This is a genomic window from Amycolatopsis sp. NPDC057786, assembly GCF_042797905.1.
GTDB lineage: Bacteria > Actinomycetota > Actinomycetes > Mycobacteriales > Pseudonocardiaceae > Amycolatopsis.
In genome coordinates this window covers 1-15,961 of sequence record NZ_JBHVKW010000022.1, presented here as the reverse complement: position 1 = coordinate 15,961, position 15,961 = coordinate 1, and the positions used below count along the sequence as shown (strand labels likewise).

Genomic DNA, 15,961 nt, shown 5'->3' with positions numbered 1-15,961 from the left:
ACTCGCGCGTGGACGGAACCTTGCCAGAAAGTCCCCGCGCGGGAAAGAACCTGTCGAATGTCGGGATCGGGCTCTTCGGTTACGAGGTGCTGGCGAGAGCGAACGGCAGCACCGCACGGGCTCCGGCCTGACGGAGCAGCCGCGCGGACAGCGTCATCGTCCACCCGGTGTCGATCAGGTCGTCGACCAGCAGGATCGGACCGTCGGCCGCGGCCACTCGCGCCGACAGGTCCTCGGGGAGGCTGAGGCGTTTCCACAGATCGGCCAGCCGCTGGGCGCTGTTCGCCTGACGCGGGGGCGGCCCCGCCGAGGCGACTGCGCCCAAGTACTCCAGGCGTCCGATCGAGGCCAGCTTCGTCGCCAGGCTGTGGACCAGCTGAGGTCGTGTGGCTGAGGGCACTTCCACCACGGCCACCGGGCGCTCCGACCACTGCCAGCCCTTGAGTACTTCGATACAGGCGTGGAAGACCGGGTCGGGGAGTTCGGTGTCCTGCGCGGCCGGGCCGACGAGTTCGCGCAGCCGCGTGCCCCAGCCGACGTCGGTCACGCGGCCGACGACCTGGCCGGTTTCGGCCTGCTCGCCCGCCGGCAGGCGCCCGGAGAGCGGGACGTCCAGCCCGGCCATCCCGGTCGGCCACATCTTCCGCGGCGCGACTTCAACCCCCGGACGGCCCAGCCGTTGCCGGGTGGCGTCGACGACGTCATCGGAAATCGTGGTGTCCCAATGCTTTCCGGTGCAGTTGTCACACCGCCCGCAGGGGGTCGCTTCGGGGTCGTCGAGCTGCTTCCGGAGGAACTCCATCCGGCAGCCGGTGGTCTCCAGATACGCCAGCATGGCGTTCTGTTCGTTGGTCCGAGCCGCGCTTACTCGCGCGTAGCGTTCCTTGTCGTAGCGCCACTCTTCGCCGGTGCCTTCCCAACCGCCCTTCACCCGGCGGACGGCGCCATCGACGTCCAGCACCTTCAGGACCATCTCGAGCCGGGAACGGGAGAGTTCGACGAACGGTTCGAGCGCCGGTGTCGACAGTGGACGGTCAGCGTAGGCCAGCGCGTTGAGCACCTGGGTCACCCGGAGTTCGTCCGGGAACGCCAGCGAACCGAAGTACGCCCAGATGTCCTTGTCCTCGTGGCCCGGCAACAGGATCACTTCGGCGCGGTCGACGCCACGCCCGGCGCGGCCGACCTGCTGGTAGTACGCGATCGGGGAGGACGGGGCGCCGAGATGGACCACGAAACCCAGGTCCGGCTTGTCGAACCCCATGCCCAGCGCCGAAGTGGCCACCAGCGCCTTGACGTTGTTGTTCAGCAGATCGTCTTCGGCCGCCTGCCGGTCCGCCGGGTCGGTCTTGCCGGTGTAGGCGGCGACCGGGTAGCCGCGCTCGGTCAGCAACCCCGCGACGTCGTGCGCGGCGGCGACGGTGAGCGTGTAGATGATCCCGGACCCGGGCAGCTCAGCCAGGTGCTCGGCCAGCCAGGCGAGCCGGGCCTGCGACGTCGGCAGCTTCGCCACCGACAGATGCAGGCTCTCGCGGTCCAGGCTGCCGCGCAGGACGAGGGTGTCGCCCCCGTTGCCGATGCCGAGCTGCTCGGCGACGTCGGTCGCCACGCGGTCGTTCGCGGTCGCGGTGGTGGCGAGCACCGGGACACCGTCGGGCAGATCCTTCAGCAGTGTCCGCAGCCGCCGGTAGTCCGGGCGGAAGTCGTGGCCCCAGTCCGAGATGCAGTGCGCCTCGTCGACCACGAGCAGGCCGGCGGTCGCGGTCAGCTTCGGCAGGACGGTGTCGCGGAAATCCGGGTTGTTGAGCCGCTCGGGGCTGACGAGGAGGACGTCGACCTCGCCGGCCGCGATCGCCGCCTGGACCTGGTCCCACTCCTGCGGGTTCGCGGAGTTCATCGTCGCCGCGTGGATACCCGCCCTGGCCGCCGCGGAGATCTGGTTGCGCATCAGCGCGAGCAGCGGCGAGATGATCACCGTCGGGCCGTTGCCCCGCTCCCGCAGCAACGCGGTGGCCAGGAAGTACACCGCGGACTTCCCCCAGCCGGTGCGCTGCACGACGAGCGCGCGACGGCGGTGGGCGACCAGCGCCTCGATGGCCGTCCACTGGTCGTCACGCAGGCGGGCGCCCTCGCCCGCCAACGACTGGAGGAGGGTCTCGGCGCGATCCCGGAGAGTCGATGTGTCCACGTCCCCACCTCTACCCCATGCCACCGACGAAGTCGCGATCGGCATGTCGTGAACGGACCGTTCATCCATGGAACGGACTGTAATGTGACCCAGATCACCACCGGTCGGTGGGTCCGGCGACCCGAGCGTGGAGCCTCGTGCGCTGTATAGGCTCACGACCCATGTCACCACGCAGGATCGGGGTCATGGGCGGCACGTTCGACCCCATTCACCACGGGCACCTCGTCGCGGCCAGTGAGGTCCAGGCGCGATTCGCGCTCGACGAGGTCATCTTCGTGCCCACCGGTCAGCCGTGGCAGAAGTCCGACAGGGTGGTCACCCGTGCCGAGGACCGCTATCTGATGACTGTGATCGCGACGGCGTCCAACCCCGTCTTCTCGGTCAGCCGCGTCGACATCGACCGCGTCGGGCAGACCTACACCGTCGACACCCTGCGCGACCTGCGTGCCGAGTACCCGGACGACCAGCTGTTCTTCATCACCGGCGCGGACGCGCTCGAACAGATCCTCACCTGGCGCAACGCCGACGAGCTGTTCGACCTCGCCCATTTCATCGGCGTCACCAGGCCCGGCTACCGCCTCAATTCGCAGCATCTGCCGAGCGGGAAGGTGAGCCTGGTCGAGGTGACCGCGATGGCGATCTCGTCCACCGCGTGCCGCGAACGCGTCGAAGGCGGGGAGCCCGTCTGGTACCTCGTCCCCGACGGTGTGGTGCGCTACATCGCCAAAAAGGACCTCTATCGGAAAGACCGGGGTGCTTGACCGGGTACCCTCGTCGGGCGAACCCGCGAGTAAAGCCATCTGTTTGAGGAGAACTGTGACAGCCACGTCCGAGGCACGAGAGCTGGCCGTAGCGGCCGCCCATGCGGCGGCGGACAAGAAGGCGAGCGACGTGGTCGTGCTGGACGTGTCCGACCAGCTGGTCATCACCGACGCCTTCGTCATCGCGTCCGCGCCCAACGAGCGCCAGGTCGGCGCCATCGTCGACAACGTCGAGGAGCAGCTCCGGCTCGGTGGGCACAAGCCCGTCCGCCGTGAAGGCGCCCGTGAGGGCCGCTGGGTCCTGCTGGACTACGTCGACGTCGTCATCCACGTCCAGCACCAGGAGGAACGCTCCTTCTACGGTCTCGAGCGGCTCTGGAAAGACTGCCCGCGGATCGAGGTCGCCGGTCTGGAGACACCCGCCGAGGAGGACCCCGCCGACGCGCAAGGCGCCTCGTGAGCCCGCGGCGGCTGGTGCTCTGGCGCCACGGCGAGACCGACTACAACGCGGCAGGCCGGATGCAGGGGCATCTGGACTCCGCGTTGACACCGGTCGGCTGGAACCAGGCCAGGTTCGCCGTGCCCGCGCTCGCCCGCTTCTCGCCGGATCTGGTGATCGCCTCGGATCTGCGCCGCGCCACCGACACGGCCACCGTGCTCACCGAAGCCATCGGCGTCCCGCTGCGGATCGACAAGCGCCTCCGGGAAACCCATCTGGGTGAATGGCAGGGCTTCACCGGCCAGCAGGTCGACGAGGCGTACCCAGGAGAACGCGCGCGCTGGCGCGTCGACGCGACCTGGGCACCGCCCGGCGGCGAGTCGCGGGTCGACGTCGCCGAACGCGCGATGGAGGTCGTCGCGGACCTGGACCGGCCCAATTCCGACGCCGGCGACGCGGTACTGCTGGCCACGCACGGCGGCCTGATCATCGCGCTGACCGCGAAACTGCTCGGCCTGCCGGTCCCGTCCTGGCCTTCGCTGGGCGGGATCGCGAACTGTCACTGGGTCGAACTGACCAGGCGTGACGGCAACTGGCGGCTGGCCGCCTACAACGCGGGCATCACCGGCTGACCATGGCCCCGCGCCTGCTGGTGTTCGGCGATTCCCTCAGCTTCCACGGCCCGGACGGCCCGCACGCCGCCGACGACGCGCGTCTGTGGCCCAACATCGCCGCCGAAGCGCTCGGTGGCGCCGCGGACCTAGTCGCCGGGTTCGGCTGGACCGCCCGCGACGCCTGGTGGTCGTTGATCGGTGATCCGCGGGTCTGGGCCGATCTGCATCACGTCGACGCCGTCGTGCTGGCCGTCGGCAGCATGGACACCCTGCCCTCGCCGCTGCCCACCTACCTGCGCACCGGTCTCCGCTATCTGCGGCCCGACCCGCTGCGGCGCGTGGTGCGCAAGGCGTATCTAGCCGCTCAACCGCGGCTCGCGATCGCCCTCCGGGGGCGCCCGGTGGTCCTGCCGTCGAAGCTCACCGTCCAGTATCTCGACACCGCTGTGGGGGCTTTGCGCACGCTGCGACCGGAGCTGCCGATCTTCGGCATGCTGCCCTCCGTGCATCGATCCGACTCTTACGGCCGCGTCCACACCGCCCGCGCCGGTGCCGCCGCCGCCCTCGCCGACTGGGGCCGTCGCGCGGACGTCCCGCTGCTGGATCTCGAAGCCGTCGTCGGCGACCACGTGCTGAGCGGGCGGGGCAATCCGGACGGAATGCACTGGGGGTGGGAGGGACATGCCGCCGTCGGCGCGGAAATGGCCCGCCTGATGGCCCCGGTGCTCCGCCCCGCGGCAACGTAGGCTGACTGCCGTGTCGGTCGCCGTAGTCACGGATTCCACTGCCCACCTGCCGGAAGGCTTCGCCGAACGGAACGGGATCCGGGTGGTCCCGCTGCACGTCCTCGTGGACGGCGTCGTTTTCCTCGACGGCCTCGAAATGGGCCCCGCCGCCCTGGCCGAGGCGCTCGGCAAACGCAGACTGGTGACGACGTCCCGGCCGACGCCCGCCGAATTCGTCAAGGAGTTCCGGGCCGCGCTGGCCGAGGGTGCGGACGCCGTCGTGTCGGTGCATCTGTCCCGGGAGTTGTCCGGCACCTGGGAGGCCGCGGTGCTCGCGGCCCAGGAGGTCGGGCCGGACAAGGTGCGCGTGGTCGATTCGCGCAGCACCGCGATGGGACTCGGCTTCGCCGCCCTGCGCGCGGCGAGTGCCGCCGCTGACGGGGCGGAACCCGCCGAGGTGGAGGCCGCCGCGGTCGACGCGGTGAGCCGCTCGGAGACCTTGTTCGCCGTCGAAACCCTCGAATACCTGCGCCGCGGCGGGCGGATCGGCCCGGCGGCCGCCCTGCTCGGCACGGCGCTCGCGGTGAAACCCGTGCTCCACATGTCCGAAGGCCGGATCCAGCCGTTGGAGAAGGTGCGGACGATGAATCGCGCGGTGGCGCGCCTGGTCGAACTCGCCGTGAAAGCTGCCGAAGGCGGGCTCGCCGACATCGCCGTCCACCACCTGGCTTCCCCCGAGCGCGCCGTCGAACTGGCCAACCGGCTCGAGGAATCCATCAACTGCCCGGACGGGTGCGTGGTCTCGGAGATCGGCGCCGTCATCGGGGCCCACACCGGCCCCGGTGTGCTCGGCGTCGTGATCCAGCGAGCCGGTTAGAAAACCGGCAAGCCTCCCACGCCTCCCCGACGGAAACCGGCGAACAGGGCACGGCCGCGGCCGGGTTGTCCACAACACCCCACTTGTCCACAGCCTCGGGATTCACCACTGCCGCCCGCCACTCCCGCTCCGTAGCGTCGTTCACGTGTTCGACCAAACCGCCCGTCCATCGGGACCCTCCGTCAACGCCAGGCTGGCGTGGCTGGCAGCGCAGCTGTCGTCGCCCACCCAGGGCCCGCCCGTGGGCAGGCTCGTCCGCCGCTGGGTGCCCGCCCGGTTCACGGCGGACGGGATCCCGGTGAACCGGCGGTGGTTCGTCGTGGCGGCCGTGCTGATCGCGGTGGCCGTGATCGTGACCGGCGCGATCGCCTTGTTCGGACACCGGCCGGGGGCGGAGACCCCGCCGCCCCTGCCGTCGGCGAAGGCCGCCGGAGACGTCCCCGCCGCGGCGGGCAAGGCGCCTCTGGTGATCAGCGTCGTCGGCCGGGTCCTCAAACCCGGCCTGGTCACGGTCCCTCCGGGCGCACGGGTCGCCGATGCCCTCACGGCGGCCGGTGGGGCACAGCCCGGAACGGATCTGACCGGAGTGAATCTGGCCCGGCGGCTCACCGACGGCGAGCAGGTGGCCGTCGGCGTCCCCGTTCCCGCCGCGGCGGGAACGGCGGCACCGCCGGGGAAGCTCGACCTGAATTCGGCCACGGCCGAGCAACTCGACACCCTGCCCGGGGTCGGCGAAGTGATGGCGAAACGCATCGTCGACTGGCGGTCCGGGCACGGCGGGTTCACCAGCGTCGAGCAACTCCGTGACGTAGAAGGGATCGGCGAAAGCAAGTTCAAGAAGGTCCGGGAATTGGTGTCCGTCGGATGAACCCGTCCGCCGATCCGTCCGAAGTGGACACCGCGTCGTGGCGAGGGCAGGACCTGCGGCTGATACCGGCCGCGATGACTGCCTGGCTCGGCACTCTTTCCGGGTTGTTGGGCGGCTGGTGGATCACGATGCTCTGCGGTGCGGCCGCCGTGGTGCTCGCGATCGCCGCCGGTGTCCGCGCCCGCCGGACGGCGTCCCGGTGGGTGGCGGGCCTGGGTGCCCTGGCCGTCCTCGGCGTGCTCACCGCCGGTCCGGTGGCGCTGCGGATCCGGGCCGCCGAGCTCGACGACCTCCGTGCCGCCGCCGCACGGGGGAGTGACGTCACCACGAGGGTGGTGGTCACCGAGCGGCCACGTCCGGTCCGCGGTGCCGGATACGCCGATCGCCGGGCAGGAACCCGCCTGGTGGTCATCGCCGCGACGGTGGACACCGCGGTGACGGGTGAACGGGTGGTGGATTCGGCCGGCCGGATCCTCCTGCTCGCTCCCGCCGAGGGGTGGACCGGCCTGTTGCCCGGGCAGCAGGTCACCGCCTCGGGGCGGCTCGCACCGTCGAAGGGGGCCGAACTGACGGTCGCGGTCCTCTCGGTGCGAGGCCCGCCGTCGGCCCTCGGGCCGGAGCCTTGGTGGCAGCGAGCCGCGGAATCGCTGCGCGCCGGGCTCCGGGAGCTGTGCGCCGTCCTCCCGGAGGAGCAGGCCGGTCTCGTGCCCGGGCTGGTCGTGGGGGATACGAGCACACTGTCCCCGAGGGTCGAACGCGAGTTTACGGACTCCGGTATGTCCCACCTGATGGCCGTGAGCGGTGGGAACGTGGCGATCGTCTGCGGCTCGATCCTCCTCCTGCTGAGGGTGCTCCGGGTCGGGCCGCGGACTTCCGCCGCCGCGGCCGCCGCGGGGCTCGCCGGGTTCGTGGTCCTCGCCGGGCCCGCGCCCAGCGTGCTTCGCGCCGGGGTGATGGGGGCGGTCGGGCTGCTGGCGCTGGCACTGGGGCGCCGGGGTTCGGCGCTGCCCGCGCTGGCGTTCGCGGTGGCCGGGTTGGTCGTGGCCGACCCCGCGATGGCCGCCGACTTCGGATTCGCGCTTTCGGTGCTGGCCACGGCCGGTCTGGTACTGCTGGCGCCGAGGTGGGCGGAATGGCTGGTCGGACGCGGTGTTCCGGCCGGTTACGCCGAGGGGCTGACCATCCCGCTGGCCGCGTTCGTGGTGACGACGCCGGTCATCGCGGGCATGGCGGGATCGGTCAGTCTCGTCTCGGTGGTGACCAACGTGCTCGCCGCGCCGGTGGTCGCCCCGGCCACCGTGTTCGGCGTGCTCGCCACCGTCGTCGGCCCGTGGTGGCCGTCGGCGGGAAGGCTGCTGGTCCGCTTGACCGAACCCGAGGCGAGCTGGCTCATCACCGTGGCCCGCCACGGCGCCCGTGCGCCGGGAGCGGTCATGGACTGGCCGGATGGCTGGTGGGGCGGGCTGCTCGCGGCCGGAGTGCTGGTCGTCCTGCTCGTCGCCATCCGGCTGCGGCACGCCAGGATTCTTCTGGCGGTCGCGCTGGCCGCCGGATTGCTCGTCTTCGTGCCGGTGCGAGTGCTGGCTCCGGCGTGGCCGCCGGCGTCGTGGAGTGCCGTCGCGTGCGACGTCGGGCAGGGTGACGCCGTCGTCCTCGCGACGGGTGAGCAAGGGCGGGCGGTCCTGGTCGACACCGGGCCGGAACCGGGACCGGTCGACGAATGCCTGAGCAGGCTCGGCGTCGACCGGGTGCCGTTGATCGTGCTGAGTCATCTGCACGCCGACCACATCGGCGGTCTCGTATCCGTCTTCGAGGGCAGGTCGGTCGGGGCGGTCGCCGTCGGACCCGGCCGGGCTCCCGCGTGGGCGTGGCAGCAGGTCGCGGACGAAACCGCGCGCCGTGGGATTCCCTTGCTGGAGCTGGAGATCGGGCAACGGCTGGACTGGCCGGGGTTGTCACTGGACGTACTGGGGCCGCGGTATGTCACCGGTCGATCGGTCCGCGAACAGGACGGCACGGTGATCAACAACGGTTCCGTCGTCCTGCGCGCCGGGACCCCGGCTGGCAGGGTGCTGCTGACAGGCGACATCGAGCTAGCCGCGCAAGCCGACCTGATGGCCGAGGGCGCCGAACTGCGTGCCGAGATCCTGAAGGTCCCGCATCACGGAAGCCGTTACACGGCACCGGATTTCCTCAACGCCGTCGCGCCGCGGGCGGCCTTGGTGAGCGTCGGCGCCGGAAACACCTACGGGCATCCGAACAAGTCCACTATGGACAATCTGGCGGCCGTCGGCGCCTCGGTCGCCAGGACGGATACGGACGGCGACACCGCGGTCCTCTCCGACGCGCGAGGTCTCGCACTGGTGCGCCGGGGTGAGCCCCGAGGCCCGCCTCGTTCCTGAGGCGGGCCGCAGGGACTCAGATGCCCCGAGCTTCTAGATGCCTAGAGCCTCGCGGACCGCGTCGGCCGAGGCGCTGACGGTGGCCTTGGGGCCGATCTTGTCCTCGACGGCGTCGAGGGTCTTGAGGCCGTCACCGGTGATCAGCAGGACGATCTCCTCGTCCGGGTTGAGCTTCCCGGTCTCGATGAGCTTCTTGGCCGTCGCGACGGTGACGCCGCCGGCGGTCTCGGTGAAGATGCCCTCGGTGCGGGCGAGCAGCCGGATGCCTTCGACGACCTCTTCGTCGGTGACGTCTTCGATAGCGCCACCGGTGCGGTTGACCACGTCGAGGACGTAGGGACCGTCGGCCGGGTTCCCGATCGCCAGCGACCGGGCGATCGTGTCCGGCTTGACCGGCTGGACGACGTCGTGTCCCGCGCGGAAGGCCGCCGAGACGGGGGAGCAGCCGGTGGCCTGCGCGCCGAACACCTTGTACGGCGTCTCGTCGACGAGGCCGAGCTGCCCGAACTCGCGGAAACCCTTGTCCACCTTGGTGAGCTGGGAACCGGAGGCGATCGGCACCACGATCTGGGACGGAAGCCGCCAGCCGAGCTGTTCGGCGACCTCGAAGGCCAGCGTCTTGGAGCCTTCCGAGTAGTAGGGCCGGACGTTCACGTTGACGAACGCCCAGCTCTCCTGTTCGGCGGCGAGCTGGGTGGCGAGCCGGTTCACGTCGTCGTAGTTGCCGTCGACCGCGATCAGGTCACCGTCGTACACGGCGGTGGTGAGGATCTTGGCGCGTTCCAGGGTCTTCGGGATCAGCACGACCGACCGCCAGCCGGCGCGGGCCGCCGCGGCGGCGACGGCGTTGGCCAGGTTGCCGGTCGAGGGACAGGCGAGCACGTCGAACCCGAACTCGCGCGCGGCCGCCAAAGCGACGGCGACCACGCGGTCCTTGAACGAGTGAGTGGGATTGCCGGTGTCGTCCTTGACCCAGACCTTCTTGACGCCCAAGGCTTTCGCGAGCCTGTCGGCCTGGATGAGCCGCGTGGCGCCGGGCTCGGTGTTGGGGATCTCTTCGACGTTCGAGGGAACGGGAAGGAGTTTCTTGTAGCGCCAGATGTTCTTCGGTCCGGCTTCGATGTCCTCGCGGCGCACGCGGCCGAAGTCGTAGGCGACCTCGAGCGGCGAGAAGTCCTCGGCGGATACGAATTCGGGAGCGAGCGGCTGCCGGTGTCCCTCTTCCTTCGACACCAGTTCGACGGCCGGTCCGAGATCCGGGGTCTTGGTGGTGGAGGTCGTGCCGAGGGTTGCGGTCATCGCGAGGTTCCTTTCCTCATCTGCCCCGCCATGGCGGGCCGGAATTGGCACCGTGTTCGTCAGCTACCCCGCGATCGCGGGATGACAGGCTGACGCCGGTTGCCGGGGCTTCATCGGGCCGTTCCCTCTGCCCCTCTGGATGAGCGGTATTCGATTGTCGGCACGCGCGTGATCGCGTCGCCTCGCCAACACCGTACGACATGAGGCTCAGGTGGGGCCACAGTGCCCGCAACACATCACCGGACAAAGCACACGAGAGGAGGAGTGGGAGGATCGTCACCGTGACGACGCAAGCTTCCGCCCCATCGCCGCTGGTCCTGGTTCTCGGTGAGGAAGAGCTGCTGATCGAACGCGCGGTCCGCAGCGCCTCGGACGCGGCCAAGGCGATCGATCCGACGGCGGATCTCACCCGGATCCGGGTGTCGGACCTCACAGTCCCGGCGCTCGCGGAGATGGTCAGCCCCTCCCTGTTCGCCGAAGGGAGGGTGATCGTCCTCGAGTCCGCGCACGACATCTCACAGGAACTCGCCGACGGGGTGATGGCCTACATCAAGGCACCCGCCGACGGCATCGTGCTCGTAGTCGTGCACAGCGGCGGTGGCCGGAGCAAGGCCGCGAAGGGGCTTCCCGCCGCCTTGAAGAAGGCCGGTGCGGAGGTCGTCGAATGCCCGAAACTGACCAAGCCCGCTGAGCGGGAATCCTTTGTCCGCAACGAAGTCCGCCGGGTCGGCGGGAAGATCGACGGTGCGGCCGTGCTCGCGCTGATCGACGCGGTCGGCTCGGATCTGCGTGAACTGTCGTCGGCGGCGACCCAGCTGGTCGCGGACGCCGGGGGAACGGTCGACGAGCAGGCGGTCCGGCGCTACCACCGGGGCCGCGCGGACGTGAACGGGTTCGCCGTCGCGGAGAAGGCCGTCGCCGGTGACAAGGCGGCGGCGCTGGAGTCACTGCGCTGGGCGATGCAGCTGGGCGTACCGCACGTGCTGGTCGCGGACGCCCTCGCCGACGCCGTCCGGACGATCGCGCGGGTGTCCGGTGCCGGTCGCGGGAACCCGAACCAGATGGCGGGTGAGCTGGGGATGCCGCCGTGGAAGGTGCGCAAGGCCCAGGGGCAGGCCCGCGGCTGGGGCCAGGACGGGCTCGCCACCGCGATGCGGGTGGTCGCCCGGCTCAACGCCGAGGTCAAGGGGGTCGCGGCCAACCCGGAGTACGCGCTGGAGCGCGCGGTCCTGGAGGTCGTCGCCGCCCACGGCACAAGCCGCTGAAAACGGCGAAGGCCCCGGAGACTCGCGTCGCCGGGGCCCTTCAAAAGCCGATCAGAGAGAGTTCGCGCGCTTCGCCAGCGCGGACTTCTTGTTGGCGGCCTGGTTGGCGTGGAGAACGCCCTTGGTCACAGCCTTGTCCAGCTTCTTGGCCGCGTCCTTCTGCAGCTCCAGGGCCTTGGCCTTGTCGCCGGCGTCGGCGGCCTCGCGGAACTTGCGGATCGCGGTCTTCACCGAGGACCGGATCGCCTGGTTGCGCTGACGCGCCTTCTCGTTGGTGGTGATGCGCTTGATCTGCGACTTGATGTTGGCCACGGGGGCGCTCCTCTTGAATCTCTCGGTGGTTTCATCGCCGCGCTGTGACCGGCCCTGCCGCTCGTGAGAGCGCGCGGGTTTCCTCCATGACGGAATGCCACACGACGGTGAAAGGCAAGCTTAACAGCCGTCCAGTGGTGGCTCGCGGCCACCTCGGGACGGGTGCGTGAGGTACGGTGCGGAGCGTAGTGCCTAGGGTTCCGCCGCCTGCCTGTTCAGCAAAACACACAATCAGGGCAGACGGGACAGGTCCGAGCGGCACCATCGGCGGGGCCGGAAGCGCCGCCGTTCATCTGACGGGACAAAAGCCTGGAGGACCGGTGTTTTCCGCGTGCGCGGAAAACGTGAAAGGTCCGTCTTGAACGCCACCGCCCTGTCCTTCGTCGTCATCGCCGCCGTCATCCACGCGGGCTGGAACCTCGCGGCCAAGCGGATCCGTCGTGGCGGAGCCCGGTTCGTCTGGGCTTACTACAGCCTCTCCGCGATCCTGCTCGTCCCCGTCATGGCCGTCTCGCTGGCCGTGGAGCCGCAACGTCCACAGTGGACCTGGCTGGTCGCCGCGGTGGTCACGGCGGTGTTCCACGTCACCTACGGGATCGTCCTCCAGCGGGGCTACGCCGTCGGCGATCTCTCCGTCGTCTATCCCGTCGCCCGCGGTACCGGGCCGCTGATCTCGGTGCTCGCGGCCGTCGTCCTGCTCGGTGAGCGGCCGGGGGTGCTCGGCCTGGTGGGCGCGTTCCTCGTGGTCGCCGGGGTGCTGGTGATCGGGACCGGGCGGGCGCCGGAGCACGCCGACGCCGCCGATCGTGTCGCTCGCCGCAAAGGCCTGGTCTACGGACTGCTGACCGGTCTCACGATCGCCGCCTACACACTGTGGGACGCCCATTCGGTCACGGGCCTCGGGGTCCCGCCGATCGTCTACTTCGGAACCGGCGCGATCGTGCAGAGCCTTCTCATGACGCCGTACGCGTTGAAGGACCGCGAAGAGGTCTCGTGGCTCTGGCGCGAACACAAGGGTGAAGTGCTCATCGTCGGCGTGCTCTCGCCGGTCGCCTACCTGCTGGTGCTCTACGCCCTCCAGATCGCTCCGGTGAGTCTCGTCGCACCGGCGAGGGAGCTGAGCATCGTCCTGGGTGGCGTAGCCGCCTGGCTGGTCCTGGGGGAGGCTAACGCCGTCCGCAGGCTGGCCGGGTCGGTGGTGGTGCTGGCGGGGATCACCGCGATTGCGATGGCCTGAACCCATCCGGTAGGGATTGAGCCATGGACGTGCTGAGCAGCAGGGTGCTGATCCACCCGAAGGACCTCGACGTGTCGACGGCGTTCTATCGGGACACCCTGGGCCTGGCCATCGACAAGGAGTTCCCCGGCGGGACGGTGTTCTTCGCCGGGAACGGGTCGATCGAGATCGTCGGTACCGGGGAGACCGGCCCAACGCCGGACGTCGCCTTGTGGCTCCAGGTCCGGGATCTTCCCGCGGCGCTCGAGGAACTCGCGGAGAAGGGTTTGGAGCCTGTCCGCGGTGCGCGGCGTGAACCCTGGGGTCTGGACGAAGCGTGGATCACCGACCCGGACGGCACCAGGATCGTGCTGGTCGAAGTGCCGCGTGAGCACCCGTTGCGCACTGATCCGCGCTAGGCCGGCGGTTTGAACGCGCGCAGCTGAGCGGCGAGCGAGGCGCCGAAGCCCGGCGGTTCCCAGGTCCAGGTCTGCAGGTCGGTGAAGCCGGCGGCGGCGACTTCGTCGGCCAGTTCGTGCCGGGACACCGGAAGCCACTTCTCGTGCGCCGACAGCAGCAGCCGCCCGCCGGGCCGCAACGCGCGGAACAGTTCGGCGAAACCGGCCGCCCGGTCCTCCCACAACTGCACGCTGTTGACGCTCAGGACCACGTCGACGCTTCCGTCCGGCTGACCTGTCGAGTCCGCCGTGCCGAGCCGCAGCTCCACCTCGTCGCCACAGCGGCGGCGCGAGCGGGCGAGCATCTCCGGGGACGGGTCGACGCCGATCGCGTGGCCCGCGCGTTCGGCCGTGGCCTGGAGACCGACACCCGGGCCGGGGCCCACGACCAAGGCGGTTTCGCCGGACTCGATCGACGCCAGTTCGACGACGCGAAGTTCGGTGGCGGCGTTGCCGTGTGCCATCGCCCGGCCGCCGAACCGGCCGAGCAGTCCCCGAGGATGGCCGAACGTCCGGTCGAGTATCTGGGACAGTGAAGTACTCATACTTCGAGGGCACCACAGCTCATCACGGGCCGCATCGGGGATGACCCCCACTCGCACCCGGAGCGGCATGGGACCATAGAGGTGGCACACCCCGACCTTCGCGAGGAAACCCGTTGACGACGTTCGCCGACACGACCTTCACGCCCCCGGAGCTCATCCGGAACTTCTGCATCATCGCGCACATCGACCACGGCAAGTCGACCCTGGCCGACCGGATGCTGCAGCTCACCGGCGTGGTCGAGGAACGGGCCATGCGGGCTCAGTACCTCGATCGAATGGACATCGAGCGGGAACGCGGGATCACCATCAAGGCGCAGAACGTGCGCCTGCCCTGGAAGGTCGACGGGGAGGACCACGTCCTGCACATGATCGACACCCCGGGCCACGTCGACTTCACCTACGAGGTCTCTCGCGCGCTCGAAGCGTGTGAAGGTGCCGTCCTGCTGGTCGACGCCGCGCAGGGGATCGAGGCGCAGACGCTCGCCAACCTGTACCTCGCGCTGGAGAACAACCTCCAGATCATCCCGGTGCTCAACAAGATCGACCTGCCGTCGGCGGATCCGGACAAGTACGCCGCCGAGATCGCGCACATCATCGGCTGCGAGCCCTCGGACGTGCTGCGCGTGTCCGCCAAGACCGGTGTCGGTGTCGGTGACCTGCTCGACGCGGTGGTGAAGCAGGTGCCCGCGCCGCAGGGTGACGCCGACGCCCCGGCACGGGCGATGATCTTCGACTCGGTGTACGACACCTACCGGGGCGTCGTGACCTACATCAGGGTCGTCGACGGCAAGATCACGCCGCGCGAGCGGATCAAGATGATGTCCACCGGCGCCACCCACGAACTCCTCGAGGTCGGGATCATCTCGCCGGAGCCCAAGGCCAGCAAGGGGCTGGGCGTCGGTGAGGTGGGCTACCTCATCACCGGGGTGAAGGACGTCCGGCAGTCGAAGGTCGGTGACACCGTCACCTCCGAACGCCAGGGCGCGAAGGAGCCGCTCGCCGGTTACCGCGAGCCGAAGCCGATGGTCTACTCCGGCCTGTACCCGGTGGACGGTTCGGACTACCCGGACCTGCGCGAGGCCCTGGACAAGCTCCAGCTCAACGACGCCGCGCTGGACTACGAGCCCGAGACGTCGGTGGCGCTCGGCTTCGGCTTCCGCTGTGGCTTCCTCGGCCTGCTGCACCTGGAGATCACCCGCGACCGGCTGGAGCGCGAGTTCGGCCTCGACCTGATCTCCACCGCGCCGAACGTGGTCTACGACGTGGTGCTGGACGACGGCAAGGAGATCCACGTCACCAACCCGTCGGACTGGCCGACCGGGAACAAGATCGACAAGGTGCTCGAACCGGTCAGCAAGGTGAGCATCCTGGCGCCGTCGGAGTTCATCGGCACGATCATGGAGCTGTGCCAGAACAAGCGCGGCACGCTGCTCGGCATGGACTACCTGTCCGAGGACCGGGTCGAACTGCGGTACAACCTGCCGCTGGGCGAGATCATCTTCGACTTCTTCGACACGCTGAAGTCGCGGACGCGCGGTTACGCGTCGCTGGACTACGAAGAGGCCGGCGCGCAGGCGGCGGACCTGGTCAAGGTGGACATCCTGCTTCAGGGCGAGGGCGTCGACGCGTTCTCCGCGATCGTGCACAAGGACGACGCCTACAACTACGGCAACCGCATGGTGAACAGGCTTCGCGAGCTGATCCCGCGGCAGAACTTCGAGGTGCCGATCCAGGCGGCCATCGGCGCCCGCATCATCGCCCGCGAGACCATCCGCGCGATTCGCAAGGACGTGCTCGCGAAGTGCTACGGCGGTGACATCTCGCGTAAGCGCAAGCTGCTGGAAAAGCAGAAGGAAGGCAAGAAGCGGATGAAGACCGTCGGCCGGGTCGAGGTCCCGCAGGAGGCCTTCGTCGCCGCGCTGTCCACAGAGGACTCAGGCAAGAAGAAGCAGTAACGGCACACGTGAAAAGGCCGCCCGGATCACGATCCGGGCG

General features: G+C 69.8%; 15 protein-coding genes and 1 riboswitch. Of the genes, 11 read left to right on the top strand and 4 right to left on the bottom strand.

What is annotated here, in order from left to right; genetic code table 11:
* Positions 1 to 79: 79 nt before the first annotated feature.
* Positions 80 to 2,185: a RecQ family ATP-dependent DNA helicase gene (locus ACFVM3_RS15030; protein ID WP_378439006.1), complete on the bottom strand. Its 2,106-nt coding sequence runs from the start codon at positions 2,183 to 2,185 to the stop codon at positions 80 to 82.
* 161 nt (positions 2,186 to 2,346) lie between these two features.
* Here ACFVM3_RS15030 and nadD point away from each other — a divergent pair, with 161 nt between their 5' ends.
* The 7 genes from nadD to ACFVM3_RS14995 all read left to right on the top strand — a co-directional run bounded on the left by nadD (position 2,347) and on the right by ACFVM3_RS14995 (position 8,871).
* Positions 2,347 to 2,946, top strand: a complete 600-nt coding sequence (gene nadD, locus ACFVM3_RS15025) for a nicotinate-nucleotide adenylyltransferase (RefSeq protein ID WP_091597568.1) — start codon at positions 2,347 to 2,349, stop codon at positions 2,944 to 2,946.
* A gap of 55 nt (positions 2,947 to 3,001) precedes the next feature.
* Positions 3,002 to 3,406 (top strand): ribosome silencing factor, encoded by a 405-nt coding sequence (rsfS, locus tag ACFVM3_RS15020; RefSeq protein ID WP_016332398.1) that lies wholly within the window; start codon positions 3,002 to 3,004, stop codon positions 3,404 to 3,406.
* Positions 3,403 to 4,017, top strand: coding sequence for a histidine phosphatase family protein (locus ACFVM3_RS15015; RefSeq protein WP_126729709.1), 615 nt, complete (start codon positions 3,403 to 3,405; stop codon positions 4,015 to 4,017). The genes rsfS and ACFVM3_RS15015 overlap by 4 nt, the downstream gene beginning before the upstream one ends.
* 2 nt (positions 4,018 to 4,019) lie before the next feature.
* Positions 4,020 to 4,745 carry a diglucosylglycerate octanoyltransferase gene (gene octT / locus ACFVM3_RS15010; protein ID WP_192745833.1) on the top strand — a complete coding sequence of 242 codons (726 nt, stop codon included), beginning with the start codon at positions 4,020 to 4,022 and terminating at the stop codon, positions 4,743 to 4,745.
* 10 nt (positions 4,746 to 4,755) lie between these two features.
* Positions 4,756 to 5,601, top strand: a complete 846-nt coding sequence (locus ACFVM3_RS15005) for a DegV family protein (RefSeq protein ID WP_192745832.1) — start codon at positions 4,756 to 4,758, stop codon at positions 5,599 to 5,601.
* 145 nt (positions 5,602 to 5,746) lie between these two features.
* On the top strand, positions 5,747 to 6,469 hold the full coding sequence (locus tag ACFVM3_RS15000) for a helix-hairpin-helix domain-containing protein (protein ID WP_378439004.1): 723 nt from the start codon (positions 5,747 to 5,749) through the stop codon (positions 6,467 to 6,469).
* On the top strand, positions 6,466 to 8,871 hold the full coding sequence (locus ACFVM3_RS14995) for a ComEC/Rec2 family competence protein (protein ID WP_378439002.1): 2,406 nt from the start codon (positions 6,466 to 6,468) through the stop codon (positions 8,869 to 8,871). Before ACFVM3_RS15000 ends, ACFVM3_RS14995 begins: the two co-directional genes overlap by 4 nt.
* Before the next feature lie 33 nt (positions 8,872 to 8,904).
* On the opposite strand, the gene thrC is transcribed toward ACFVM3_RS14995, so the two are convergent.
* Complete coding sequence (thrC, locus tag ACFVM3_RS14990) at positions 8,905 to 10,170, bottom strand: threonine synthase (protein ID WP_005158594.1); 1,266 nt, start codon at positions 10,168 to 10,170, stop codon at positions 8,905 to 8,907.
* A 13-nt stretch (positions 10,171 to 10,183) separates the two neighbouring features.
* Positions 10,184 to 10,316, bottom strand: a riboswitch (SAM riboswitch).
* A gap of 135 nt (positions 10,317 to 10,451) precedes the next feature.
* Between thrC and holA the strand changes: the two genes are divergently transcribed.
* Complete coding sequence (holA, locus tag ACFVM3_RS14985) at positions 10,452 to 11,435, top strand: DNA polymerase III subunit delta (RefSeq protein ID WP_378439001.1); 984 nt, start codon at positions 10,452 to 10,454, stop codon at positions 11,433 to 11,435.
* A 51-nt stretch (positions 11,436 to 11,486) separates the two neighbouring features.
* Here the strand turns inward: holA and rpsT are convergent, their stop codons facing one another.
* The gene (gene rpsT, locus ACFVM3_RS14980; RefSeq protein WP_007034798.1) at positions 11,487 to 11,747 is read right to left on the bottom strand and encodes a 30S ribosomal protein S20; all 261 of its coding nucleotides are present in this window, start codon (positions 11,745 to 11,747) and stop codon (positions 11,487 to 11,489) included.
* 358 nt (positions 11,748 to 12,105) lie between these two features.
* Between rpsT and ACFVM3_RS14975 the strand changes: the two genes are divergently transcribed.
* Positions 12,106 to 12,984, top strand: a complete 879-nt coding sequence (locus ACFVM3_RS14975; RefSeq protein ID WP_378438999.1) for an EamA family transporter — start codon at positions 12,106 to 12,108, stop codon at positions 12,982 to 12,984.
* 23 nt (positions 12,985 to 13,007) lie between these two features.
* Entirely contained in the window at positions 13,008 to 13,382 is a 375-nt protein-coding gene (locus ACFVM3_RS14970) for a VOC family protein (RefSeq protein ID WP_378438997.1), read from the top strand.
* Here the strand turns inward: ACFVM3_RS14970 and ACFVM3_RS14965 are convergent.
* On the bottom strand, positions 13,379 to 13,966 hold the full coding sequence (locus tag ACFVM3_RS14965) for a class I SAM-dependent methyltransferase (RefSeq protein ID WP_378438995.1): 588 nt from the start codon (positions 13,964 to 13,966) through the stop codon (positions 13,379 to 13,381). The genes ACFVM3_RS14970 and ACFVM3_RS14965 overlap by 4 nt on opposite strands.
* 113 nt (positions 13,967 to 14,079) lie before the next feature.
* On the opposite strand from ACFVM3_RS14965, the gene lepA reads away from it, so the two are divergent.
* Complete coding sequence (gene lepA, locus ACFVM3_RS14960; protein ID WP_378438993.1) at positions 14,080 to 15,921, top strand: translation elongation factor 4; 1,842 nt, start codon at positions 14,080 to 14,082, stop codon at positions 15,919 to 15,921.
* Positions 15,922 to 15,961: the final 40 nt, after the last annotated feature.